This is a genomic window from Streptococcus pyogenes (genome assembly GCF_002055535.1).
GTDB lineage: Bacteria > Bacillota > Bacilli > Lactobacillales > Streptococcaceae > Streptococcus > Streptococcus pyogenes.
This window is the reverse complement of sequence record NZ_LN831034.1, coordinates 998,170-1,023,641: the sequence shown is the minus strand read 5'-3', so window position 1 is coordinate 1,023,641 and position 25,472 is coordinate 998,170. Positions and strand designations below refer to the sequence as shown.

The 25,472-nt window shown below is 36.6% G+C and carries 24 protein-coding genes; 18 read left to right on the top strand and 6 right to left on the bottom strand.

Annotated elements, in window-relative coordinates; translation table 11 throughout:
* Window positions 1-130 precede the first annotated feature (130 nt).
* The 9 genes from B6D67_RS05460 to B6D67_RS05415 all read left to right on the top strand — a co-directional run bounded on the left by B6D67_RS05460 (window position 131) and on the right by B6D67_RS05415 (window position 10,196).
* Complete coding sequence (locus B6D67_RS05460; protein ID WP_002993896.1) at window positions 131-997, top strand: phosphate ABC transporter substrate-binding protein PstS family protein; 867 nt, start codon at window positions 131-133, stop codon at window positions 995-997.
* Between the two features lie 10 nt (window positions 998-1,007).
* The gene (pstC, locus tag B6D67_RS05455; RefSeq protein WP_010922359.1) at window positions 1,008-1,943 is read left to right on the top strand and encodes a phosphate ABC transporter permease subunit PstC; all 936 of its coding nucleotides are present in this window, start codon (window positions 1,008-1,010) and stop codon (window positions 1,941-1,943) included.
* On the top strand, window positions 1,933-2,820 hold the full coding sequence (pstA, locus tag B6D67_RS05450; RefSeq protein WP_010922358.1) for a phosphate ABC transporter permease PstA: 888 nt from the start codon (window positions 1,933-1,935) through the stop codon (window positions 2,818-2,820). The genes pstC and pstA overlap by 11 nt, the downstream gene beginning before the upstream one ends.
* A gap of 15 nt (window positions 2,821-2,835) precedes the next feature.
* Window positions 2,836-3,639, top strand: a complete 804-nt coding sequence (pstB, locus tag B6D67_RS05445) for a phosphate ABC transporter ATP-binding protein PstB (protein ID WP_002984509.1) — start codon at window positions 2,836-2,838, stop codon at window positions 3,637-3,639.
* Between the two features lie 12 nt (window positions 3,640-3,651).
* Window positions 3,652-4,410 (top strand): phosphate ABC transporter ATP-binding protein PstB, encoded by a 759-nt coding sequence (gene pstB / locus B6D67_RS05440; protein ID WP_002993892.1) that lies wholly within the window; start codon window positions 3,652-3,654, stop codon window positions 4,408-4,410.
* Window positions 4,411-4,477: 67 nt separating this feature from the next.
* A complete protein-coding gene (phoU, locus tag B6D67_RS05435; protein WP_002984514.1) occupies window positions 4,478-5,131 on the top strand; it encodes a phosphate signaling complex protein PhoU in 654 nt (217 codons plus the stop codon).
* A 204-nt stretch (window positions 5,132-5,335) separates the two neighbouring features.
* The gene (locus B6D67_RS05425) at window positions 5,336-7,873 is read left to right on the top strand and encodes a M1 family metallopeptidase (RefSeq protein WP_010922356.1); all 2,538 of its coding nucleotides are present in this window, start codon (window positions 5,336-5,338) and stop codon (window positions 7,871-7,873) included.
* A 345-nt stretch (window positions 7,874-8,218) separates the two neighbouring features.
* Window positions 8,219-8,893: a response regulator transcription factor gene (locus B6D67_RS05420; RefSeq protein WP_010922355.1), complete on the top strand. Its 675-nt coding sequence runs from the start codon at window positions 8,219-8,221 to the stop codon at window positions 8,891-8,893.
* Window positions 8,886-10,196: a sensor histidine kinase gene (locus B6D67_RS05415; protein ID WP_010922354.1), complete on the top strand. Its 1,311-nt coding sequence runs from the start codon at window positions 8,886-8,888 to the stop codon at window positions 10,194-10,196. The genes B6D67_RS05420 and B6D67_RS05415 overlap by 8 nt, the downstream gene beginning before the upstream one ends.
* 124 nt (window positions 10,197-10,320) lie before the next feature.
* On the opposite strand, the gene rpsT is transcribed toward B6D67_RS05415, so the two are convergent.
* Window positions 10,321-10,569 carry a 30S ribosomal protein S20 gene (gene rpsT, locus B6D67_RS05410; RefSeq protein WP_009881183.1) on the bottom strand — a complete coding sequence of 83 codons (249 nt, stop codon included), beginning with the start codon at window positions 10,567-10,569 and terminating at the stop codon, window positions 10,321-10,323.
* Window positions 10,570-10,622: 53 nt separating this feature from the next.
* Window positions 10,623-11,543 (bottom strand): type I pantothenate kinase, encoded by a 921-nt coding sequence (gene coaA, locus B6D67_RS05405; RefSeq protein WP_010922353.1) that lies wholly within the window; start codon window positions 11,541-11,543, stop codon window positions 10,623-10,625.
* A 267-nt stretch (window positions 11,544-11,810) separates the two neighbouring features.
* Between coaA and B6D67_RS05400 the strand changes: the two genes are divergently transcribed.
* From B6D67_RS05400 to B6D67_RS05375, 6 genes are all read left to right on the top strand, one after another.
* Window positions 11,811-12,404, top strand: a complete 594-nt coding sequence (locus tag B6D67_RS05400; RefSeq protein ID WP_010922352.1) for a class I SAM-dependent methyltransferase — start codon at window positions 11,811-11,813, stop codon at window positions 12,402-12,404.
* 652 nt (window positions 12,405-13,056) lie between these two features.
* Entirely contained in the window at window positions 13,057-13,446 is a 390-nt protein-coding gene (locus tag B6D67_RS05395) for a cytidine deaminase (RefSeq protein WP_011285547.1), read from the top strand.
* A gap of 93 nt (window positions 13,447-13,539) precedes the next feature.
* Entirely contained in the window at window positions 13,540-14,592 is a 1,053-nt protein-coding gene (locus B6D67_RS05390) for a BMP family lipoprotein (RefSeq protein ID WP_002989701.1), read from the top strand.
* A gap of 138 nt (window positions 14,593-14,730) precedes the next feature.
* Window positions 14,731-16,263, top strand: coding sequence for an ABC transporter ATP-binding protein (locus tag B6D67_RS05385; protein ID WP_010922350.1), 1,533 nt, complete (start codon window positions 14,731-14,733; stop codon window positions 16,261-16,263).
* The gene (locus tag B6D67_RS05380) at window positions 16,256-17,320 is read left to right on the top strand and encodes an ABC transporter permease (protein WP_002984537.1); all 1,065 of its coding nucleotides are present in this window, start codon (window positions 16,256-16,258) and stop codon (window positions 17,318-17,320) included. Before B6D67_RS05385 ends, B6D67_RS05380 begins: the two co-directional genes overlap by 8 nt.
* Before the next feature lies 1 nt (window position 17,321).
* Entirely contained in the window at window positions 17,322-18,278 is a 957-nt protein-coding gene (locus tag B6D67_RS05375; RefSeq protein WP_010922349.1) for an ABC transporter permease, read from the top strand.
* Between the two features lie 212 nt (window positions 18,279-18,490).
* Here B6D67_RS05375 and B6D67_RS05370 read toward each other — a convergent pair whose 3' ends face one another.
* The 4 genes from B6D67_RS05370 to coaB all read right to left on the bottom strand — a co-directional run bounded on the left by B6D67_RS05370 (window position 18,491) and on the right by coaB (window position 22,236).
* Window positions 18,491-20,209, bottom strand: a complete 1,719-nt coding sequence (locus B6D67_RS05370) for a phospho-sugar mutase (protein ID WP_010922348.1) — start codon at window positions 20,207-20,209, stop codon at window positions 18,491-18,493.
* A gap of 175 nt (window positions 20,210-20,384) precedes the next feature.
* Window positions 20,385-20,954, bottom strand: coding sequence for an ECF transporter S component (locus B6D67_RS05365; RefSeq protein WP_002984543.1), 570 nt, complete (start codon window positions 20,952-20,954; stop codon window positions 20,385-20,387).
* Between the two features lie 57 nt (window positions 20,955-21,011).
* Window positions 21,012-21,557 carry a phosphopantothenoylcysteine decarboxylase gene (gene coaC, locus B6D67_RS05360; protein ID WP_010922347.1) on the bottom strand — a complete coding sequence of 182 codons (546 nt, stop codon included), beginning with the start codon at window positions 21,555-21,557 and terminating at the stop codon, window positions 21,012-21,014.
* Entirely contained in the window at window positions 21,550-22,236 is a 687-nt protein-coding gene (coaB, locus tag B6D67_RS05355; RefSeq protein WP_010922346.1) for a phosphopantothenate--cysteine ligase, read from the bottom strand. The genes coaC and coaB overlap by 8 nt, the downstream gene beginning before the upstream one ends.
* Before the next feature lie 201 nt (window positions 22,237-22,437).
* On the opposite strand from coaB, the gene B6D67_RS05350 reads away from it, so the two are divergent.
* Genes B6D67_RS05350 through B6D67_RS05340 form a run of 3 tightly spaced genes read left to right on the top strand, consistent with a single transcriptional unit; the run spans window position 22,438 to window position 25,465 of the window.
* Window positions 22,438-23,274: a lipoate--protein ligase family protein gene (locus tag B6D67_RS05350; RefSeq protein WP_002992892.1), complete on the top strand. Its 837-nt coding sequence runs from the start codon at window positions 22,438-22,440 to the stop codon at window positions 23,272-23,274.
* Window positions 23,271-24,470, top strand: a complete 1,200-nt coding sequence (locus B6D67_RS05345; protein ID WP_002992890.1) for an NADH-dependent flavin oxidoreductase — start codon at window positions 23,271-23,273, stop codon at window positions 24,468-24,470. The genes B6D67_RS05350 and B6D67_RS05345 overlap by 4 nt, the downstream gene beginning before the upstream one ends.
* Window positions 24,467-25,465: an LLM class flavin-dependent oxidoreductase gene (locus tag B6D67_RS05340; RefSeq protein WP_010922345.1), complete on the top strand. Its 999-nt coding sequence runs from the start codon at window positions 24,467-24,469 to the stop codon at window positions 25,463-25,465. The genes B6D67_RS05345 and B6D67_RS05340 overlap by 4 nt, the downstream gene beginning before the upstream one ends.
* Window positions 25,466-25,472 lie beyond the last annotated feature (7 nt).

Here is a 25,472-nt window from a genome sequence, read left to right as displayed (position 1 = left end):
ATAAGATTAAAAAGTTAAATATTTAAAGAAAAAATGCTTTCAAAGCATAGGTAGATATGTTACTATAAAGAATATGTGGCACTTAGTTTCTACATATATACCCTTTATTTTTACGAATAGGAAATAAATAATGAAAATGAAAAAAAAATTCTTTTTGTTAAGTCTTTTGGCCCTATCAACTTTCTTTTTATCCGCATGTTCTAGCTGGATTGATAAAGGTGAGTCAATAACCGCTGTAGGATCAACAGCACTACAACCCTTAGTAGAAGCAGTAGCTGATGAATTTGGAAGCAGTAATCTAGGCAAGACTGTCAATGTTCAAGGTGGTGGTTCAGGTACAGGGTTGTCTCAAGTTCAATCAGGAGCTGTCCAAATTGGAAATAGTGATGTCTTTGCGGAAGAAAAAGATGGTATTGATGCTTCTAAATTAGTTGATCATCAAGTAGCTGTTGCAGGACTTGCAGTTATTGCCAATCCTAAAGTCAAGGTTTCCAATCTCAGTAGTCAGCAGTTGCAAAAGATTTTTTCAGGAGAATATACCAATTGGAAACAAGTTGGAGGAGAAGATCTTGCGATTTCAGTGATCAACCGAGCAGCAAGTTCTGGCTCACGAGCAACCTTTGACAGTGTTATCATGAAAGGGGTCAACGCTAAACAAAGTCAAGAGCAAGACTCCAATGGGATGGTTAAATCGATTGTTTCACAAACACCAGGTGCCATTTCTTACCTTTCCTTTGCCTACGTTGATTCATCTGTTAAATCTTTGCAATTAAATGGGTTTAAGGCAAATGCTAAGAACGTGGCTACAAATGATTGGCCAATCTGGTCCTACGAACACATGTATACCAAAGATAAACCAACAGGGTTGACCAAGGAATTTCTTGATTATATGTTTTCAGATGAAGTACAACAGAACATTGTTACACATATGGGATATATTTCGATAAATGATATGGAAGTGGTCAAATCTCATGATGGAAAAGTAACAAAAAGGTAATGGAGGAATTATGGAAAATCAGGAATTGGCTAAAAAATTAGCCTCACCATCAAAGAATTCAAGGCTTGAAACCTTTGGCCGCACCATTACGTTTTTGTGTCTGGCTTTGATTGTTTTTATCGTTGCGATGATTCTGATCTTCGTTGCTCAAAAAGGGTTGTCAACCTTCTTTGTTGACAAGGTTAATCTTTTTGATTTCTTGTTTGGAAAGGAGTGGCAACCAAGTGTAAAAAATGCGGCCGGCATTCCTTATCTTGGTGCTCTGCCAATGATTACAGGATCCTTTTTGGTTACCATTTTATCTGCTATTATTGCCACCCCATTTGCCATTGGCGCAGCCGTTTTTATGACTGAAATCTCACCTAAATATGGCGCTAAATTATTACAGCCTGCGGTTGAGCTTTTGGTTGGAATTCCTTCGGTTGTTTATGGGTTTATCGGTTTGCAAGTGATTGTTCCTTTTATGCGCTCTATCTTTGGTGGCACAGGTTTTGGAATCCTATCTGGGGTCTGTGTCTTGTTTGTTATGATTTTACCAACAGTGACTTTTATGACAACAGACAGTCTGCGGGCGGTGCCTCGTCATTACCGCGAAGCGTCTATGGCTATGGGAGCAACACGTTGGCAAACCATTTGGCGTGTTGTCCTTAATGCAGCTCGTCCAGGAATTTTTACCGCTGTTATTTTTGGAATGGCAAGAGCTTTTGGAGAAGCCTTGGCTATCCAAATGGTAGTCGGTAACTCTGCTGTAATGCCAAGTTCACTAACGACACCAGCCGCAACCTTAACGTCTGTCTTGACAATGGGTATTGGTAACACGGTTATGGGAACGGTCCAAAATAATGTGCTTTGGTCCCTTGCCCTAGTCTTATTATTAATGAGTCTGGCCTTCAATTCCCTTGTCAAATTAATCACGAAAGAAAGAAAGAGAAATTATGAACGCTAAAAAAGTCGATAAAGTAGCAACTGGTACTCTTTATACCATTGCTGGAATTATTGTAGCTATTTTAGCTTCCTTAATTCTATATATCCTTGTCCGTGGCTTGCCACACATCAGCTGGTCCTTTTTAACAGGAAAATCGTCTTCGTACGAAGCTGGTGGGGGAATTGGTATCCAGTTGTATAATTCCTTCTTCCTATTGATTGTTACTTTAATTATTTCCATTCCTTTATCAACTGGAGCGGGGATTTACTTGGCTGAATATGCCAAAAAAGGACCTGTTACCAACTTTATTAGAACCTGTATTGAGATTCTGTCTTCCCTACCATCTGTGGTTGTGGGGCTCTTTGGTTACTTGATTTTCGTTGTGCAGTTTGAATATGGCTTTTCTATTATTTCAGGGGCTCTTGCTTTGACGGTCTTTAATCTTCCTCAAATGACCCGTAATGTTGAAGATAGTTTACTGCATGTTCATCATACCCAAAGAGAAGCAGGATTAGCTTTAGGCCTGTCACGCTGGGAAACGGTTTTTTATGTGGTTATCCCAGAAGCTCTCCCGGGAATGGTAACAGGTATTGTCTTAGCTTCAGGTCGTATTTTTGGTGAAGCGGCAGCGCTTATCTATACTGCTGGTCAATCAGCACCAGCTCTGGATTGGTCAAATTGGAATCCACTTAGTGTTACTAGTCCAATCTCTATTTTCCGTCAATCTGAGACCCTTGCTGTTCATATTTGGAAAGTCAATAGCGAAGGGACAATTCCAGATGCTACTCTTGTATCCGCAGGAAGTGCAGCAGTGCTATTAATTTTTATCCTTATTTTCAACTTTTCAGCTCACTTTATTGGGAAGAAACTTCATTCTAAAATGACAGCAGCGAAATAAGATATTGGAGAAATCATGACAGAATACAATTGGAATGAACGTCATATCATCACTTTTCCTGAAGAAACGCTTGCTCTAGCTACCAAGGATTTACATGTTTACTATGGTGCGAAAGAAGCTATCAAAGGGATTGATATGCAGTTTGAAAAACATAAAATAACAGCCTTGATTGGTCCATCTGGTTGTGGCAAATCAACTTATCTTCGTAGTCTTAACCGCATGAACGATACCATTGATATTGCTCGGGTTACAGGTGAGATTCTTTATCAGGGCATTGATGTTAATCGAAAAGACATGAATGTTTACGAGATTCGCAAGCACTTAGGAATGGTTTTTCAAAGACCCAATCCTTTCGCTAAATCCATTTATAAAAACATTACCTTTGCCCATGAAAGAGCTGGTGTGAAAGACAAAAAAGTTTTAGATGAAATTGTTGAGACTTCACTGAAACAAGCCGCGCTTTGGGATCAAGTTAAAGATGACCTTCACAAATCAGCCTTCACCTTATCAGGGGGTCAGCAACAACGCTTGTGTATTGCTAGAGCCATTTCTGTCAAACCTGATATTCTATTAATGGATGAACCAGCCTCTGCCCTTGACCCGATTGCAACGATGCAGCTGGAAGAAACCATGTTTGAATTGAAGAAGAATTACACGATTATTATTGTGACCCACAATATGCAACAAGCAGCTCGTGCCAGTGATTACACTGCCTTCTTCTATTTAGGCAACCTCATTGAATATGATAAGACACGTAATATTTTCCAAAATGCGCAATGTCAGTCAACAAACGACTACGTTTCAGGGCACTTTGGTTAGAAAGGTAATATGATGACAGAACCTATTTTACAGATCAGAGACCTTTCTGTTTACTACAATCAAAAGAAAACGTTAAAAGATGTCTCTTTGGACCTTTATCCAAATGAAATAACAGCTTTAATTGGTCCTTCTGGATCTGGGAAATCAACGCTCTTGCGTTCTATCAACCGTATGAATGATTTGAATCCTGAAGTAACCATTACAGGCTCTATCGTCTATAACGGACACAATATTTATAGTCCAAGGACAGATACGGTTGATTTACGCAAAGAAATTGGTATGGTATTCCAACAACCCAACCCATTTCCGATGTCTATTTATGAGAACGTGGTTTACGGCCTTCGCTTAAAAGGTATCAGAGATAAATCAATCTTAGACCATGCTGTTGAAAGCTCTCTTAAAGGGGCTTCCATTTGGAATGAAGTCAAAGATCGTTTACATGATTCTGCGGTTGGCTTATCAGGCGGACAGCAACAGAGAGTTTGCATAGCTAGAGTTCTTGCTACCAGCCCCAGAATAATCCTTTTAGATGAACCTACCTCAGCTCTTGATCCTATCTCAGCTGGGAAAATTGAAGAAACATTATTGTTATTAAAAAAAGATTATACACTGGCTATTGTGACCCGCTCAATGCAGCAAGCCTCACGTTTATCAGATCGAACAGGTTTTTTCTTGGAGGGTGACTTACTTGAGTGTGGTCCTACAAAAGCCATGTTTATGAATCCTAAGCGCAAAGAAACCGAAGACTATATTTCTGGTAAATTTGGTTGAGAAAGATGTATATGGTTGACCCCTCTGTGTTTTTATTATAATGACTAGATTGTAGGAAGAAAAAATCATGTTAAGAACGAAATTTGAAGAAGAATTAGATAAATTGCATAACCAGTTTTATTCAATGGGAACGGAAGTATTGGCACAAATCAATAAAACTGTTCGTGCCTTTGTTAGTCATGATCGTGAATTGGCCAAAGAAGTTATCGAAGAAGATGACACTATTAATAATTTTGAGACAAAGCTTGAAAAGAAATCGCTGGAAATTATTGCCCTACAACAGCCAGTTTCGAATGATCTTAGAATGGTTATTACTGTTTTAAAGGCATCAAGTGATATTGAACGTATGGGTGACCATGCTGCTTCGATTGCCAAGGCCACTATTCGTATGAAAGGTGAGGAGCGTATTCCAGTGGTTGAAGAACAAATCAACCTTATGGGAAAAGCTGTGAAACAGATGGTAGAAGAAGCCCTTAATGCATATATCAATGCTGACGATACAAAAGCTTATGAAATCGCAGCTTCTGATGAGATTATCGATCAATATTTCCGTAATATCCAAACCTTAGCTGTTGAAGAAATCCGTAAGTCTCCAGATGCTGTTTTTGCAGGAAAAGAATATTTTCAAGTATTAATGTATTTGGAACGTATTGGTGACTATGCTCGCAACATTTGTGAATGGATTGTTTATCTTAAAACTGGAAAAATTATTGAATTATAAGAAATTATGCTATAATGAGACTGGGAAACAGCTTGCCAGTCCCTGGTTTTATACGAAATTGTGCAAGTTAGAAAATGAACTAACAAGAAAAGTTTTCTTTGCTGAATCTGATTTTGTTAGGTTAACAAATATATGTAGACAGAGATGATACTTAGGTATCATCTGTTGATCTATTATGATTTGTTATTAGAATTAAGGAGTTATATGAAGACAGTAGAACATCTCATCGAAACATTTGTGCCTGAAAATTATAACATCTTTTTAGATATTAATCGTCAGACTAAAACATTTACGGGGAATGTTGCGATTAATGGTGAAGCTTTAGATAATCATGTGGCTTTCCACCAAAAAGATTTGGACATTAAGTCTATTTTGCTCGATAATGAAGCTGTTATTTATCAAGTGGATAACGACAATGAAGTTGTGCGTGTTGAATTACCTGAAACAGGAATGATGACGCTTGTCATTGAATTTTCAGGTAGCATTACAGATAATATGACAGGTATTTACCCTTCATATTACACTAAAAATGGTGAGAAAAAAGAAGTCATTTCAACTCAGTTTGAAAGCCATTTTGCACGTGAAGCTTTCCCATGTATCGATGAACCACAAGCAAAAGCTACTTTTGATTTAAGCTTGACCTTTGATCAAGAAATTGGTGAGATAGCGTTATCGAATATGCCAGAAGTCAATATTGACCGTCGCGAGGAGACTGGTCTTTGGACATTTGATACGACACTAAGAATGTCATCTTACTTGCTAGCGTTTGCGCTAGGAGAACTTCATGGAAAGACTGTAGAAAGCAAAAAAGGAACAACTGTTGGTGTGTATGCGACAACAGCGCATCCTCTTAGCTCGCTTGATTTTTCATTGGATATTGCAGTTCGTGTTATCAACTTTTATGAAGACTATTTTGGAGTACATTACCCAATCCCGCAATCTCTTAATATTGCGCTTCCAGATTTTTCATCTGGTGCTATGGAAAATTGGGGTTTAATCACTTATCGTGAAATTTATTTATTAGTAGATGAAAATTCGACTGTTCAAAGCCGACAACAAGTTGCACTTGTAATCGCCCACGAGATAGCACACCAATGGTTTGGAAACTTGGTTACAATGAAATGGTGGGACGATCTGTGGTTAAATGAGAGTTTTGCCAACATGATGGAATATGTCTCTATCGAGGCTATTGAGCCGTCTTGGAAAATAATAGAAGATTTCCAAACAGGCGGTATTCCTCTTGCTTTAAAACGTGATGCTACTGATGGTGTTCAATCAGTGCATGTTGAAGTCAATCATCCAGATGAGATAAATACATTGTTTGATCCTGCTATTGTCTATGCAAAAGGTAGTCGTTTGATGCATATGTTACGCCGTTTTATTGGTGATCGTGATTTTGCCATTGGCTTACATCACTACTTTGAAAAATATCAATATCGAAATACTGTCGGGCGTGATTTATGGAATATTTTATCAGATACTTCAGGCAAAGACGTAGCTGCTTTTATGGATGCTTGGCTTGAACAACCAGGTTATCCAGTTTTAACAGCTCGCCTTGAAAACGATCAATTGATTTTGAGTCAAAAACAATTTTTTATTGGAAAAGGTGAAGAAAAAGGTCGCCTTTGGCCGATTCCTTTAAACACTAATTGGCATGGCCTTCCTGAAACTTTGACAGAGGCAGAAATGGTCATTCCAAACTTTAGTCAATTGGCAGCAGAAAATGAAGGAGCTCTACGTTTCAATATTGATAATACAGCTCATTACATTACAGACTACCAAGGATCATTATTAGATGCCTTAGTCACTGAACTTGCCCAACTTGATAATACTTCTGCTTTACAAGTTATTCAAGAACGTCGTTTATTGGCAGATAGTGGCTTGATTTCCTATGCTGAGTTGGTTGACTTAATTGCTCAATTGGACGATTCTAAGTCTTATATGGTAGCAGAAGCGGTTCAACAAGTGGTCTCTGGTTTGAAACGCTTCATTGATGAAGGAAGCTTAGCAGAAAAATCCTTTAATCGCTTGGTAACCACCATCTATCAAGAAGACTTTAATCAGCATGGTTTTGAGAAAAAAGCTGACGAATCAGATGAAGATGAGATGGTACGTCAGGTTGCCTTGGGCCGCTTGTGGCTAGCAGAAAATCAGACGATTATTGACGGATTGAGAACTATTTTTGAAGCATATCAAAACAATATTGCAAGTATTCCAGCAGCTGTTCGTCGCTTGGTTTTAGCCAACCAAATGAAATATTTTGAAACAGATAGCTTGGTTGATATTTATTTTGAGACTTATGTAGCAACTACTGATAATAATTTACGCAGTGATTTAACGGTTGCTTTTAGTCAAACAAAACAACCAACTACTATTAGACGTATTCTTGTTAGTTTAAAAGATAAAGATATTATTAAACCTCAGGATTTATCTTATTGGTACAATGCTTTGCTTGGACAAAGCTTTACTCAAGATATCATTTGGGAATGGGCTAGAGAAAATTGGGATTGGATTAAATCTGCACTTGGTGGAGATATGAGCTTTGATAAATTTGTTATTTATCCAGCAAGTAACTTTAAAACACCAAAACATCTAGCAGAATATAAATCTTTCTTTGAACCTAAGCTAGATGATATGGCTATTAGCCGTAATATTACCATGGGAATTAATGAAATTGAAGCACGTGTTGCTTTGATTACTAAAGAAAAAGAAGCAGTTATTGCAGCTCTCAGTCATTACTAGACCATAAGCAAAAGAGTTGGGGGACTTTCCAGCTCTTTTTTGTAGTGAGCTAGCTTCCTTTCTTAGTTCCGTCTATAACTAAATGATTATCCATAGTTTAATTCAAAAGGAGATTGCACTTTAAAGCGAAGGCTATTAGCCTCTTAAATACTTTTTTACCAGGTGGTGAATAAGAACAATTATAAATGATTTAATCATTATGCTTTAAATGCCTTAAAGGAGTATTAATATTTTAGTAAACCTTAAGCTTTTTGTAGTATAGTCTCGTTAGAAATTGTTATCAGAAATGAGACTAAGTTAAATGAAGTGATAGTTACTTTATTTAAGAACAATTGAGGTAGAGACATGATAAAAATATTATTAGTAGAAGATGACTTGAGCTTATCAAATTCCATTTTTGATTTTTTAGATGATTTTGCAGACGTCATGCAAGTTTTTGATGGCGATGAAGGTTTATACGAAGCAGAAAGTGGTATTTATGATTTGATTTTGTTAGACCTTATGTTGCCGGAGAAAAATGGCTTTCAAGTCTTAAAAGAATTGCGAGAAAAAGATATTAAAATTCCTGTATTGATCATGACAGCTAAAGAGGGTTTAGATGATAAAGGCCACGGATTTGAATTAGGTGCTGATGATTATCTGACAAAGCCGTTCTATTTAGAAGAGTTAAAAATGCGAATTCAAGCACTGTTAAAAAGAACAGGGAAATTTGCAGATAAAAATATTAGTTTTGGCAATTTAGTGGTTGACTTAGCTCGAAAAGAGGTGAAGGTTGAAGGGAAAGTAGTTGAATTACTTGGCAAAGAATTTGATTTGTTGGTGTATCTTTTGCAAAATCAAAACGTTATTTTACCAAAGACACAAATTTTTGATCGTTTATGGGGATTCGATAGTGATACTACGATTTCGGTTGTTGAAGTTTACATTTCTAAAATAAGGAAAAAATTAAAAGGTACCTGTTTTGTTAACAGGCTTCAAACTTTAAGAAGCGTAGGATATATTCTAAAAAACAATGAATAAATTAAAAAAAGAGATTTTATCAGATAACTATAACCACTTTTTTCATTTTTTTGCGGTTTTTACAGGTATTTTTGTCATTATGACTATTATTATCTTACAGATTATGCGGTTTGGCGTTTATTCGTCAGTTGACAGTAGTTTAGTTTCTGTTAGTAATAATGCAAGTAGCTATGCTAATCGTACGATGGCTAGAATATCTTCTTTTTACTTTGATACTGAAAATAACATTATTAAGGCGCTGCCTGATTCAGATAGTTCTAAGTTATTAGGAACGCCTGCAGCTAATACAGATATCATTTTGTTTAGTGCTAATGGAACAATTTTAAATGCTTTTGATGCGTTTTCTAACTATCAAAATTTTCATTTAGATAAACGCCGGTTGGGGAGTATTGAAACCACCAGTTTAATGAATTTTTATGGACAAGAAGAAAAATACCATACGATAACTGTAGGGGTTCATATCAAAAATTATCCTGCAGTTGCCTATATGATGGCAGTAGTAAATGTGGAACAATTAGACCGCGCTAATGAACGTTATGAGCGCATTATTATTATAGTTATGAGTGTTTTTTGGCTAATTTCTATTTTAGCAAGTATTTATTTAGCCAAGTGGAGCAGAAAACCTATTTTAGAAAGCTATGAAAAACAAAAAATGTTTGTTGAAAATGCTAGTCATGAATTAAGGACCCCTTTGGCGGTCTTACAGAATCGTCTGGAATCGCTTTTTCGTAAGCCCAACGAAACGATATTAGAAAATAGTGAGCATCTCGCTTCTAGTTTAGACGAGGTTCGCAACATGCGCATCTTAACAACTAATTTATTAAATTTAGCAAGACGAGATGATGGCATTAATCCACAGTGGACTCATTTAGATACAGATTTTTTTAATGCTATTTTTGAGAATTATGAACTAGTTGCTAAAGAATATGGAAAAATATTTTATTTTCAGAACCAAGTCAATAGATCGTTAAGAATGGATAAGGCTTTACTAAAACAATTAATAACGATTTTATTTGACAATGCTATTAAATATACAGATAAAAATGGTATTATTGAAATTATAGTGAAAACAACGGACAAAAATTTATTAATTTCTGTTATTGATAATGGTCCAGGGATAACAGATGAAGAAAAGAAAAAGATTTTTGATCGTTTTTATCGAGTTGACAAAGCTAGAACACGGCAAACAGGTGGATTTGGCTTGGGGTTGGCTTTAGCTCAGCAAATCGTGATGTCTTTAAAAGGAAATATTACAGTAAAGGATAATGATCCTAAAGGTAGTATTTTTGAAGTCAAACTATAAGCTAAAAAGGGCGACCAATAAGGTCAGCCCTTTTAAAGTTATTTTTAACTGTCAACGCTTTATTGTATTTTTTGAGTTTTTACCGTATAAAAAAACTCCAGCTGGAGTTTTCATTGGATATTTATTAGCCAAGTTTTGCAGCAAGGCGTGCTTTATCGCGGCTTGCTTTGTTTTTGTGAATCAAACCTTTTGATTCAGCTTTATCGATGCTTGAAGAAGCAGCGCGGAAAAGCTCTTCAGATGGGTTAGCTTCAAATGCTTTGATAGCAGTACGCATAGCTGATTTTTGTGCTGAGTTTTTTTCGTTTGCTTTAACGTTAAGTTCAGCGCGTTTAATAGCTGATTTAATATTTGCCAATGTTTTCACCTCCAAATTAATCTAACTACATTATTATATAGAAAATATATGCGTTTGGCAACCCTTTATCACTTTTTGAGGTAAATTTCATCAATTTTATGATCAGCACTTTTATGTAAAATTAATTCAGCACGGTTACGTGTAGGTTCAATGAATTTTTCAAGATTTTCTAAATTAACGGTTTTCCAAACGTTGCGCGCAAATGCTATAGCCTCAGATCGAGGTAATTGTGCATATTGGGCATAATAATTATGAGGGTCACGTTTTGCTAATTTTAAAATGCTTAGAAACCGTTCAATGTACCAGGTTTCGATGTGACTGCTGTCTGCATCAATATAAATAGAAAAATCAAAGTAATCACTCATATATAAACGATTGTTTTGTTGATTTTGAAAAACGTTAATACCTTCGACGATAAGGAAGTCAGGGTTATTAAATGATTGTTTTTGATTTGGGATAATATCGTAAATATCATGAGAATAGACGGGTGCAAAAGCAGTTTGACCATTTTTGATGGAATCTAGAAAATCTAAGAGAAGTTCCATGTTATAAGATTCTGGAAATCCTTTACGATTTAACAGTCCTTGTTCAATAAGAAACTGATTAGGATATAAAAAACCATCAGTCGTTACCAGTTCGACTTGACTATTGGGGTGCGTTCGTGATAATAAAAGTTGTAAAAGACGACTAGTTGTTGATTTACCAACAGCTACTGAACCAGAAATTCCAATAATAAAAGGCCTTAATTGAATGTCTTTTTTTAGAAAAAGGCTTTTAGAAAAAGAAAGATTTTCTTGCGCAATTTTGTAAACCTGGATCAGATTAATTAATGGAAGGTAGATATCAATGACATCGTTAATACTGATGTTATCATTTAAGCTAGTAATACTTTTAAGTTCCTCTTGTGTGAGGAGAGCTTTTGCCTTTTGATGTAATGTTTTCCAAGACTCTCTAGAAATTTTTTCAAAGTTAATAAATTCATTTGACATGGTAGCTCCTAATCATTTGACAGTGCTTACATTATACCATTTTAGTTAAAAAATAAATAATTTTTCGTTAGTATTTACACGAAAATTAATACAATTAACTCAAAAAAGCCACACATTCCTAGTACAATTATCCTGCTATATTCTAACAAATAGTTAAAGTTCGGTTTTTATTTGTAATATAGATAAAATTGTTAAAAAACAAGCGTCTTGTAAACCATTTCAAAGTATGATAGAATGAAAAAGTACCTTAAAAAGATAGGAAAAATGATGACAAAGATGTATTATGATGAAAATCCAGATAGCCTACACGATATTCATGAAGTAAAAGTAGAGCTGCTTAATCATCCCTTTACTTTTTTGACGGATTCAGGTGTCTTTTCAAAGAAAATGGTTGATTTCGGTAGCCAAGTATTATTAAAGACACTAAATTTCAAGGAGAACGAACGTGTACTGGACTTAGGTTGCGGCTATGGCCCTCTTGGGATTAGTCTAGCCAAGGTTCAAAGGGTAGACGCAACCTTAGTGGACATCAATAATCGTGCTCTTGATTTAGCTAGAAAAAATGCAACTAATAACCAAGTGGCAGTAACTATTTTTCAATCAAATATTTATGAAAATATTAGTGGCCATTTTGAGCATATTATTAGTAATCCTCCTATTAGAGCAGGAAAGAGAGTAGTTCATAGTATTATTGAAAAAAGCATAGATTTTTTAGTGGTTAATGGTGACTTAACGATTGTGATTCAAAAAAAACAAGGAGCTCCTAGCGCTAAAGCAAAAATGGCAACTATTTTTGGTAATGTTGAGATATTAAGGAAAGATAAAGGTTATTATGTATTAAGAAGTATAAAGCAAGCCTAATTTAAATAATCAACAATTGCTCATTTAAATTAGGTTTGCTTAAATAGTAAAGAGTTATTTTTAAATTATAGATAACTAATATTATACTAGGGTAGCCCCTCTACTCGAGTAACCTTTTTTAATGTATTTTAACTGAAAAAGGCTTTCATAATTTTAAAAAAATGTTAAAATAGGTGTATAACAACTGATTACCAAGAGATTATTATCATTATCTTCTAAGGTGTCATTGTTATGGTGACAATCAACCATACGCTACTAAAGATAGGTAGCGTTCGATCACAGGTTGATCAAGTGATTGAAAAGTCAATATTTATAATTTTACAAATATCTGTATCAATCCATGTTGAATAGTCTATGCTTCTAAGGTGTCGACGTTAATGTACTGACGGGACCGTTATAGTCTTTCTTTTTGGAGAAACGTCGGATGCCAGTGAACTAGTTGAAGTTAAAGATGTTAATTCAAACAGTGCTGAAGAGATTGATATCGTTTTGAACGGTCGTTTACTTCAAAGCAAAGAAATTACCAGTCTATCGGAGATGATATAAGTGCTAAAGTTAGATCACGTTAATTATCTATCAAGTCGGGTGCATATTTCGTTAAAGTATCTACAGGGGTTTCAATAGATGTAGCTATTATGAAAGGTGATGTTAAATGGGGACTACTGATTTAGTTAGTTGTGCTGTACAAGCTAGTGAGTATGCTTATGTCCCTTACTCTCATTTTCCAGTAGGAGCAGCTTTAAAAACAAAAGATGGAACGATCTATACTGGCTGTAATATTGAAAATGTTAGTTTTGGTCTGACAAATTGTGGAGAGCGAACAGCTATATTTAAAGCCATATCTGATGGTCATAAAGAATTGGTTGAAATTGCTATTTATGGAGAAACTATGCAACCTGTATCTCCTTGTGGGGCTTGTCGTCAGGTAATGGCAGAATTTTTTGATCCTTCTTCTTTAGTCACTTTAATTGCTAAAAATGGTCAAACTGTTGAAATGACTGTTGGAGATTTACTCCCCTATTCTTTTACAGATTTAATATAATCTGCTTTAATTTCTGTTATCTAGCCGTCTTGGCTTTATATTTACTTTCAGCAACTTATTTGCTAGAAATCTTTTTTAGGAGGGTTCATATTCATGAACAAGAAATTTATTGGTCTTGGTTTAGCGTCAGTGGCTGTGCTGAGTTTAGCTGCTTGTGGTAATCGTGGTGCTTCTAAAGGTGGGGCATCAGGAAAAACTGATTTAAAAGTTGCAATGGTTACCGATACTGGTGGTGTAGATGACAAATCATTCAACCAATCAGCATGGGAAGGCCTGCAATCTTGGGGTAAAGAAATGGGCCTTCAAAAAGGAACAGGTTTCGATTATTTTCAATCTACAAGTGAATCTGAGTATGCAACTAATCTCGATACAGCAGTTTCAGGAGGGTATCAACTGATTTATGGTATCGGCTTTGCATTGAAAGATGCTATTGCTAAAGCAGCTGGAGATAATGAAGGAGTTAAGTTTGTTATTATCGATGATATTATCGAAGGAAAAGATAATGTAGCCAGTGTTACCTTTGCCGACCATGAAGCTGCTTATCTTGCAGGAATTGCAGCTGCAAAAACAACAAAAACAAAAACAGTTGGTTTCGTGGGCGGTATGGAAGGAACTGTCATAACTCGATTTGAAAAAGGTTTTGAAGCAGGAGTTAAGTCTGTTGACGATACAATCCAAGTTAAAGTTGATTATGCTGGATCATTTGGTGACGCTGCAAAAGGAAAAACAATCGCAGCAGCTCAGTATGCAGCAGGTGCTGATGTTATTTACCAGGCAGCAGGAGGCACTGGAGCAGGTGTATTTAATGAAGCAAAAGCTATTAATGAAAAACGTAGTGAAGCTGATAAAGTTTGGGTTATTGGTGTTGACCGTGATCAAAAAGACGAAGGAAAATACACTTCTAAAGATGGCAAAGAAGCAAACTTTGTACTTGCATCATCAATCAAAGAAGTCGGTAAAGCTGTTCAGTTAATCAACAAGCAAGTAGCAGATAAAAAATTCCCTGGAGGAAAAACAACTGTCTATGGTCTAAAAGATGGCGGTGTTGAAATCGCAACTACAAATGTTTCAAAAGAAGCTGTTAAAGCTATTAAAGAAGCGAAAGCAAAAATTAAATCTGGTGACATTAAAGTTCCTGAAAAATAGTGTTTAAGAACAAGAAGCGCGACCTTTGTCGGTCGCTCTTTTTAAACTGAGATAATTTTTATCTCAGTAAAGTTTGTGATAGGTGATAGATCATAGGCTTTACTGAAATAAAAGATTGCATTGAAAGGAAATGATCCTATGACACAGCATGTCATTGAAATGAGAGAAATCACGAAAAAATTTGGTGATTTTGTTGCAAATGACCACATTAACTTAAATGTCAGAAAAGGTGAGATTCATGCCTTATTGGGTGAAAATGGGGCAGGTAAATCAACTTTGATGAATATGCTAGCTGGTCTCTTAGAGCCTACTAGTGGAGAAATTGTCATTAATGACAAGCCAGTTCAAATTGATTCGCCATCTAAATCAGCTAAGCTTGGTATCGGAATGGTACATCAACATTTCATGTTAGTAGAAGCCTTCACGGTTGCTGAGAATATTATTTTAGGAAATGAAGTAGTAAAAAATGGGTGCTTAGATCTTAACCAAGCATCGAAAGATATTAAGGTACTATCCGAAAAATATGGCCTTGCAATCAATCCATCAGCTAAAGTTTCTGATATTTCAGTAGGAGCACAACAACGTGTTGAGATTTTGAAAACCTTGTATCGTGGTGCAGATATTCTTATCTTTGATGAGCCAACTGCCGTTTTAACACCTGCAGAAATTAAAGAATTGATGACTATCATGAAGAATCTCGTGAAAGAAGGAAAATCAATTATTTTAATTACCCATAAACTGGACGAGATTCGTGCTGTCGCCGACCGTGTCACAGTTATTCGTCGTGGTAAGAGTATCGAAACAGTTGATGTGGCAGGAGCAACTTCACAAGATTTAGCTGAGATGATGGTGGGACGCTCGGTTTCCTTTACAACTAGCAAAAAAGCTGCTGAACCAAAAGATGTGGTCTTATCCATCAAAAATCTTGAAGTAGATGAAAATAGAGGGGTTCCAGCAGTTAAGGGGCTATCTCTAGATGTCCGAGCTGGTGAAATTGTAGGGATTGCTGGAATTGACGGAAATGGTCAATCTGAGTTAATTCAAGCTATTACAGGTTTACGTAAAGTCAAATCTGGAAGTATTATGATTAAAAACAATGAAGTCACTCATTTGTCTTCACGCAAAATTACTGAGTTATCAGTGGGTCACGTGCCAGAAGATCGTCATCGAGATGGTTTGATACTAGATCTTTCTTTAGCTGAAAATACAGCCTTACAAACCTATTACAAACAACCTCTAAGTCAAAATGGAATCTTAAATTATACTAAAATTAATGACTATGCTCGTCAATTAATGAAAGAATTTGATGTTCGCGGAGCCAATGAGCTAGTACCAGCTAGAGGATTTTCTGGTGGTAACCAACAAAAGGCCATTATTGCTCGTGAAGTGGACCGTGATCCAGATTTACTTATTGTTAGCCAACCAACACGTGGTCTTGATGTAGGAGCTATTGAATATATCCATAAGCGTTTGATTAAAGAACGTGATAAAGGTAAAGCTGTCCTCGTTGTTAGTTTTGAACTTGATGAAATATTGAATTTATCTGATCGAATTGCTGTTATTCATGATGGTAAAATTCAAGGTATCGTATCGCCAGAAAATACCAATAAACAAGAATTGGGTATTTTAATGGCAGGTGGTTCAATTCATAAGGAGGAAGGTCATGTCTAAAAATGCGCAAAAAATTGCTGTACCATTGATTTCTGTCTTGCTAGGATTTTTACTTGGCGCTATTATTATGGTTATCTTTGGTTATGATCCTATCTGGGGGTATGAAGGTTTATTCCAAATTGCCTTTGGTAGTGTTAAAAATATTGGAGAAATATTCCGTTCAATGGGGCCATTGATTTTAATAGCGCTTGGCTTTACTGTTGCTAGCCGTGCAGGCTTCTTTAACGTTGGTTTGTCTGGACAGGCTTTAGCTGGATGGATTTCAGCAGGTTGGTTTGCACTCTTAAATCCAGATATGCCTCGTCCATTATTGATTCTTATGACAGCTCTTATCGGAATGATTGCTGGTGGTATTGCTGGAGCTATTCCAGGGATACTTCGTGCTTATCTTGGTACAAGTGAAGTTATCGTTACGATTATGATGAACTACATCATTTTATATGTCGGAAATGCTATTGTTCAACGTGGTTATCCTGAGAGTGTCAAACAAAGTATTGATTCAACTATTCAAGTTAGTGATAATGCTAGTTATCAAACGCATTGGTTATCAGCCCTAACTAATAACTCTCGTATTAATATTGGTATTTTCTTTGCCATTATTGCCATTGCCCTAATCTGGTTCTTGCTTAACAAAACTACTTTAGGTTTTGAGATTCGTTCAGTTGGTCTCAACCCACATGCTTCAGAATACGCAGGGATGTCATCAAAACGTACTATCATTTTATCAATGATTATCTCTGGAGCTCTTGCAGGTCTTGGAGGAGTAGTTGAAGGTCTAGGAACCTTTGAAAATGTTTTTGTACAAGGATCTTCTTTAGCAGTTGGTTTTGACGGTATGGCAGTTAGCTTATTAGCAGCAAATTCACCGCTTGGAATATTTTTCTCATCATTCCTATTTGGTGTCTTAAATATTGGTGCTCCAGGAATGAATATTGCAGGCATTCCACCAGAACTTGTTAAAGTAGTAACTGCATCAATCATTTTCTTTGTTGGTTCACATTACCTCATTGAACGTTACATTATTCGCCCTAAAAAATTAGTGAAAGGTGGTAAATAAGATGAGTTTAGTAACAATTTTTGCCTTATTGATGTCATCTATGCTTATTTATGCAACACCACTCATTTTCACAAGTATTGGAGGAACTTTCTCAGAGCGCTCAGGCGTTGTTAATGTTGGTTTAGAAGGTATCATGGTCATGGGAGCGTTCTCTGGGATTGTTTTCAACTTAGAGTTTGCTGAAACATTTGGAAAAGCAACGCCTTGGATAGCCGTTTTAGTCGGTGGTATTGTTGGTTTGATTTTTTCTTTGATTCACGCTGTAGCAACCATCAACTTTCGAGCTGACCACATTGTCAGTGGTACAGTGTTGAACTTGTTAGCACCTTCTTTTGCTGTCTTCTTGGTTAAAGCTATGTACGGTAAGGGACAAACAGACAACATTCAACAATCTTTTGGGAAGTTTGATTTCCCAGGTTTATCACAAATTCCTGTGATTGGTGATATTTTCTTTAAAAATACTAGCCTTATTGGTTACTTCGCCATTGCTTTTTCGTTCTTTGCTTGGTTTTTGCTTTATAAAACCAGGTTTGGTCTGCGTTTACGATCAGTTGGGGAACACCCTCAGGCAGCTGACACACTTGGTATTAACGTCTATTTGATGAAATACTATGGTGTGATGATCTCAGGTTTTCTTGGTGGAATAGGTGGAGCTGTTTATGCTCAGTCAATCTCCGTTAACTTTGCTGTAACAACTATCTTAGGTCCTGGATTTATTGCTTTGGCAGCTATGATCTTTGGTAAATGGAATCCAGTTGGCGCCATGCTATCTAGTCTTTTCTTTGGCTTATCGCAAAGTTTAGCCGTTATTGGTGCTCAATTACCATTACTAGAAAAGATTCCAACGGTTTACTTACAGATTGCACCTTATATGGTAACGATTATTATTTTAGCTGCTTTCTTTGGTCAAGCAGTTGCACCAAAAGCTGATGGAATCAACTATATTAAATCTAAATAACGTTATATTAGTAAGCCTCTTAGTGAGGTTTAACAGCACTCCTAAAGCAAGATAGTTAGGTCTAGCTTTAAGGGTGCTTTTTTGGGACTTACCGCAAGTTTGGATTGCCAGTCACCATCACAATAGAAGCAAGAATAGACTAAAAAGAACTAAGTCAGCGGCTTAGTTCTTTTTGCTTGTCTTTTGTTTTTACTGATAGCTCTTAAGTTGTTTTAGCCAACAAAGGTATTGATTTCTGTTTCAATGTTAGCAATTTTTTCTTGAGCGATGTCAAGAGTATCACCTATTGTGGCAATATAGAACTTGATTTTTGGTTCAGTTCCTGAAGGGCGAACTGCAATCCATGAATCATCAGCTAACGTGTACTTCAAAACATTACTTGGAGGAGTTGTTAAGTTAGATATTGTTCCATCATTTTTAGTAGCGGTTTGTTTTTGGAAATCTTCTAATAATACAATATCAGTATTGTTAAATTGTTTTGGACCATTTTCACGGAATTTGTCCATAATCTTCTTAATTTCAGCAGCTCCATCCACACCTGAAAGTGTTACTGAAATCGTTTTTTCAGCAAAATAGCCATATTCTTTGTAAATTTCATCAATACCATCTGCAAGTGTTAAACCACGCGAACGGTAATAAGCTGCGATCTCAGCAACCAAAAGAACTGCTTGAATAGCGTCTTTATCACGGACAAATGGTTTAATAAGATATCCGAAGCTTTCTTCAAAACCAAACATATAGGTGTGGTTATGTTTTTCTTCAAACTCTTGAATTTTCTCAGCGATGAATTTGAATCCAGTTAAAACGTTAAACATTGTAGCGCCATAACTTTCGGCAATTTTTGTTACTAATTCTGTTGATACGATTGATTTAGCGAGAGCAGCATTTTCTGGAAGTGTTCCTGCTGTTTTATGAGCTTCCAGGATGTATTTCGCAATAATCGCTCCAATTTGATTTCCAGAAAGGTTTTTATAAGAACCATCTGGTTGGCGAATTTCAACGCCTAGGCGGTCTGCATCAGGATCAGTAGCTACTAAGACATCTGCCTCAACTTCTCGTCCGAGTTCTTCAGCAAGAGCAAAGGCAGCTTGGCTTTCAGGGTTAGGCGATTTAACAGTAGAAAAGTCTGGATCTGCCTTAGCTTGTGATTCGACTACAACAACAGATTCAAAACCGGCTTGAGCAAGGGCACGGCGTGTCAACATCTCACCAGTTCCGTGGAGAGGAGTATAGACAATTTTCATGTCTTTTCCAAAGTTATTGATTAAATCTTGATTGATATTAACATCTTTAACCTCTCTAAGGTATTCCATATCAACATCTTCACCGATAACTTGAATAAGACCTGATGATTTGTTTTCATCTAAATCAGCAAGTTCAACTGCAAATGGATTTTCAATAGCGCGGATAAAGTCTGTTAGTGCATCAGCATCAGCTGGTGGTAGTTGACCTCCGTCTTGTCCATAGACTTTATAACCATTGAAAGGTGCTGGATTGTGGCTTGCAGTAACCATAATACCAGCATAGGCATTTAAATGGCGAACAGCAAAAGAGAGTTCTGGTGTTGGACGAAGAGCTTCAAATACGTAAGATTTAATTCCATGCTGTGCCAAGACCTGTGCAGACTCAAAAGCAAATTCTGGAGAGAAGTGGCGCGAATCATAAGCGATAGCTACACCACGTTTTTTAGCTTCCTCTCCCTTAGTTTCGATTAATTTTGCTAATCCTTCGGTTGCTTGACGGACAACATAAATATTAATACGATTTGTACCAGCACCAATATAACCACGCATACCAGCAGTACCAAATTCTAAGTTTGTGTAAAAAGCATCTTCTTTTGTTTTTTCATCCATTGATAGTAATTCTTGACGAAGATAGTCAGGAAGCTGCTCAAAATCTAACCATTTTTGAAAATTTTCTGTGTAAGTCATTGAAATACTCCTTCAATATTTATAAACGCTTTCATTATATCATTTTGAAGGGAAAAAAACACTAATTATTTGCAGCTGTTTACAAAACTTTTTCCATATTTTCAAGTAGCTAATGTAAGAAAGTTAAAATAACCAAGTTTTTAAAAGAGAAAAACTCGGTTATTGTGAAAGCTAATTACCTTTTTAGTCTTGATAGTGTTGGAATAAGTACAAAGGTAATAATAGCTGAGATGATCATCTCAACAATAGCGTTTGATGAGATGATGGCTGTTAGTAGTGCTTTAATATTTCCATCAAAAACTGTCGCGAAAAAAATAAATATCCCAGATAATACAAATATAGTATTTGTTAGAGAACCAATGATACCGGATACTATTAAACCAAACTGATTAGGAATCAATTTATAGCAATAATAAGGGGTAATACCAATCAGAATACGTGGGATAATAGCAATTATTAAAGAAGCGAAAGTTCCATGATCGACAAAAGGTGAAAAGAGATAATTTGTAGGCAGTAGAATGATGGTATTTGTAATGACACTTATAATCCCCATTAATCCTCCTAAAATAGCACCTATCCTTGGGCCATATAAGACAGAAGCAATAATAACTGGGATATGGACAAGCGTTGGTTTGATTGGAATAGGCCAAATATTAAAGACAAGACTGCTCACAAAATGAATGACTAACATGATGGCAAAAAAGATAGCAATACGAGAAATATCTGCTGATTTACGGTGATTCATTTTACTCTCCAAAAAATATAATACTTAATTCTAAAAAGGTGATCAGAAAAACGACTGTTAAAGTTTCCAAATCGTATCAATAGTAGCTAAGATAACATCAATATCAGCCAAAGCACCAGGTCCTTTATCTCCACAGGCTAATAAGCTAGATTTTGGAGGAATTTCTGTAAACCCTATTGTCGATAAGCGTTTAATATTTTCTTGAGTAATAGGGTTTTGATACATTTTGGTATTCATGGCTGGGGCTATTAATTTTGGTGTGGTAGCTGGTAGGGCAAGAGCAACACTTGTTACAAGATTATCAGCGAATCCATATGCTAGATGAGCAATAGTATTAGCAGAGGCAGGTGCAACAATAAATAAATCTGTGCGTTTTGCTAATTCGATATGGTTGATAACTTTTGGGTCATGCTCATCCATAACATCTAAATGAATAGCATTTTTTGATAACACTTGCAGGGTTAATGGTGTAATAAATTGTGTAGCAGCCTGAGTCATTATGATGTGAACATCATAGCCAATTTTAGTTAATTGACTCGTAAGATCTGCTGCTTTATAGGCAGATATACTACCAGAAACAGCTAAGGTAATATGTTTAGTCATGTTTGGTCATCCTTTCATATAATAAGTCAGCAATTGCCTCTTTGGTATCTGCAGATGCAACTTCGTTATTGGATATCAAAAGAGCCTTGTGCATACCTGTTTGGATATCAACTAAATCATTGGCGAGAATATAATCAGCATGATTTTTAGCTAGACTTGCTCTGGCTACTTTAATTAACTCTTCTTGAGGCACATTAACTAGAAGTTTAAAGCCGACTAGTTTAATATTAGGATTCCACTGTTTAACATAAGAGATAACTTTGGGTGTTTTTTTCAAAAAAAGAACCTGATAATCAGATGCAGATGAGATTTTCGGCTCACTGTTATGTTCACATAGAAAACAATTAAGGTTATCAGCTTGAGAGACTTGTTCCAAATCAGTCATGTAGACTGGAGTATAGTCAGAAACAGCCATACTATGAATTAGAATGTCATGGTGAGGAACCTGATCTTTGAGTGCAGCCATTAAGTCGTTAACTGTTTCCACTTCAATAATCCTTAGGCGCTTATTTGGCAGGGGTTTAGTGGCTGTTTTAGTAGTGACTAGGGTAACGTCATGATGATATTGTAAAAATCGCTCTGTGATTAATTTTCCAAGTTGCCCAGTTGAGTGATTAGTGATACCTCGTACTGCATCTATAGGTTCAGTTGTTCCACCTGATGTTATTATTAATTTCATAGTCATATTTTATCAAAAAAGGAGCTGATAGTAAACGGAAGATAATGACGCCAGACATTGTCTTGCGTTTGTATTAATATGGAATAGTAATAGATTTCTAGTAATTAAAACGAAGTTCTGGAAAGCAAGACACTATAGTAGCTAAAATCTAAATTTTAAGGTAAAATAGAGCAAGCGGTTTCAAGTGTGAAAGGAAGAATTGTGATAACTATTAGAGATTTAGCGTCACTGCCGATTTTTGTTTACGGTGATGGAAATAAAAAAGTTCCAGGAGCTTTGAGTCCTTTTGTGTGGACAGAGGTGTTTTTAAAAACTATCAATCAAGAACCTAATCAACTGATCTTACATATTTGGCCGATGACAAGAACAGTTATATTAGGAATGTTAGATAGACAGCTTCCCTACTTTGAGCTGGCTAAAACAGAGATTGGCAATAATGGTTATGTTCCTGTTACTCGTAATATTGGCGGTTTGGCTGTTGTCGCTGATGATGGGATTTTGAATTTTTCGCTTGTTATTCCAGACCATTTTTCGGAATCTATCAGTATTAGTAATGCTTATTTAATAATGGTTGATGTCATTAGAGAGAGTTTTTCGGATTATTATCAGCGTATTGAATATCACGAAATTAAAAATTCTTATTGCCCTGGTAATTTTGATCTTAGTATTGCAGGCCGCAAGTTTGCAGGTATCGCCCAGCGTCGTATCAAAAAGGGAATTGTTGTGTCTATTTACTTGAGCGTTTGTGGGGATCAAGCAGCGCGTGGTCAACTCATCAAGGATTTTTATGAGGCCGGAACACAAGGAGAAGTTACCAAGGTTAATTACCCTCAAATTGATCCAGAATGCATGGCAACTCTTTCAGAACTCCTTGAGACGCCTTTTACAGTGGCAGAAGTCCTTGAACGTCTTCGATTGACCTTGCGACAGCTTGGCTTTTCCCTCACGGAAAAAAGTCCAGATCAAGCCTTACTGACTAATTTTGATGCTGTCTATGAACGGATGCAGCTAGAAGTCGTCAGAAAGGAAGGCAAATGAAAGAAAGATTTAGTCCTTTATTTGAGCCTTTGACTTTGCCAAATGGGAGTCAATTGGATAATCGCTTTGTTTTGTCTCCTATGGTGACCAACTCATCTACAAAAGACGGTTATGTCACCCAAGATGATGTATCCTATGCTTTGAGACGAGCAGCTTCTGCCCCTCTACAAATTACAGGAGCGGCCTATGTGGATCCTTATGGTCAATTGTTTGAATATGGTTTTAGTGTTACAAAAGATGCCGATATTTCTGGCTTGAAAGAGCTAGCTCAAGCGATGAAGGCAAAGGGAGCTAAAGCTGTCTTACAACTGACCCACGCTGGCCGGTTTGCTAGCCATGCCTTGACTAAATATGGCTTTGTCTATGGGCCTAGTTACATGCAGTTGAGATCTCCCCAACCTCATGAAGTCAAACCTTTAACAGGTCAGCAAATAGAGGAATTGATTGCAGCTTACGCTCAGGCCACTCGGCGGGCAATTCAAGCAGGCTTTGATGGCGTGGAAGTATCTTCGGCGCAGCGCTTATTGATTCAAACGTTCTTTTCGACTTTTTCGAACAAGAGGACAGATAGTTATGGTTGTCAAACACTTTTTAATCGCTCTAAGTTAACTCTAGCTGTTTTGCAAGCTGTTCAACAGGTGATTAAACAAGAAGCTCCTGATGGGTTTATTTTTGGATTTCGTGCTACACCAGAAGAAACTAGGGGAAATGATATTGGTTATAGTATTGACGAGTTTTTGCAGTTGATGGATTGGGTACTTAATGTTGCAAAACTTGATTATTTAGCGATAGCAAGTTGGGGCCGTCATGTATTTCGAAATACTGTTCGTTCTCCTGGCCCTTATTATGGAAGGCGAGTTAATCAGGTAGTTAGAGATTATTTAAGAAATAAGCTACCTGTTATGGCTACAGGGGGAATGAACACACCTGACAAAGCTATTGAAGCACTAGCTCATGCTGATTTTATTGGAGTATCTACACCTTTTGTCGTGGATCCAGAATTTGCTCATAAAATCAAAGAAGGGTGTGAAGAGAGTATTCATTTAAGGATTCGACCTGCTGATTTGAAAAGTTTAGCGATTCCTCAGGCTTCTTTCAAAGATATTGTACCTTTGATGGACTACGGGGAATCATTGCCTAAAGAATCAAGAACTTTATTTCGTAGTCTTACTCACAATTATAAGGAGATTAAATGAAAGTCAGTATTCTTGATTATGGGGTGATTGATAAAGAAAAAACACCCCAAGAAGCTTTATTAGAAACGCGCTGCTTAGCACAAGTAGCCGACAAACTTGGTTTTCATCGTTTTTGGGTAGCAGAGCATCATAATATTTATGCCTTTGCAATAAGCAGTCCAGAGCTGTTGATGATGCATTTAGCAGATCATACCAAACAGATTCGGATAGGTTCAGGAGGTATTATGCCTCTACATTATAGTAGCTTTAAGATTGCAGAATGGATAATGACTTTAGAGGCCTTGCACCCTAATCGGATTGATTTAGGTATTGGCAACTCTTTAGGAACTACGTTAGTTCAAAGAGCTCTATCAAGTATCCATTGCAAAGACAGCTATAGTCAGGTTGTCACAGAATTATACCAGTATCTTAATCCTGATCATTTGTCACCACTACCGATTTTTGTTAACCCTAGGGGTAATACTTACCCTCAGATTTGGACGCTAAGCAATAGTTTGGAGACAGCAGAACTGGCTGGTCAATTAGGTTTAGGCTATACCTTTGGTATTTTCCCCTATATACCAAAAGATCCTATAACAGAAGCTAAAAGAGTATCGGCACATTATAGAAAGGCTTTTAGGCCTTCAAAGCTATTAAAAATCCCCAAGTTAATATTAGCAGTTTTTATTGTCCTTTCTGATACCGACGAGAAAGCAGAAGCTTTGGCTAAACCGTTGGACATTTGGATGCTTGGTCAGCAAGATTTTAATGAATTTAAGACCTACCCTGATGTTGAGGAGGCTAGAAACTATCACTTAACAGAGAAACAAAGAGAAGCCATTGCAGCAAATCGTAGTCGCATGGTTATTGGATCACCTCACACAGTCAAGAAACAATTGGATAGGCTGATAGAAGCTTGTCAAGCTGACGAATTATTAGCCATCCCCTTAGTTCCTGAATTTGCCAATAGACAACGAACCTTAGAGCTGCTAGCAGACTTATACGTGACCATTTAACCTTACC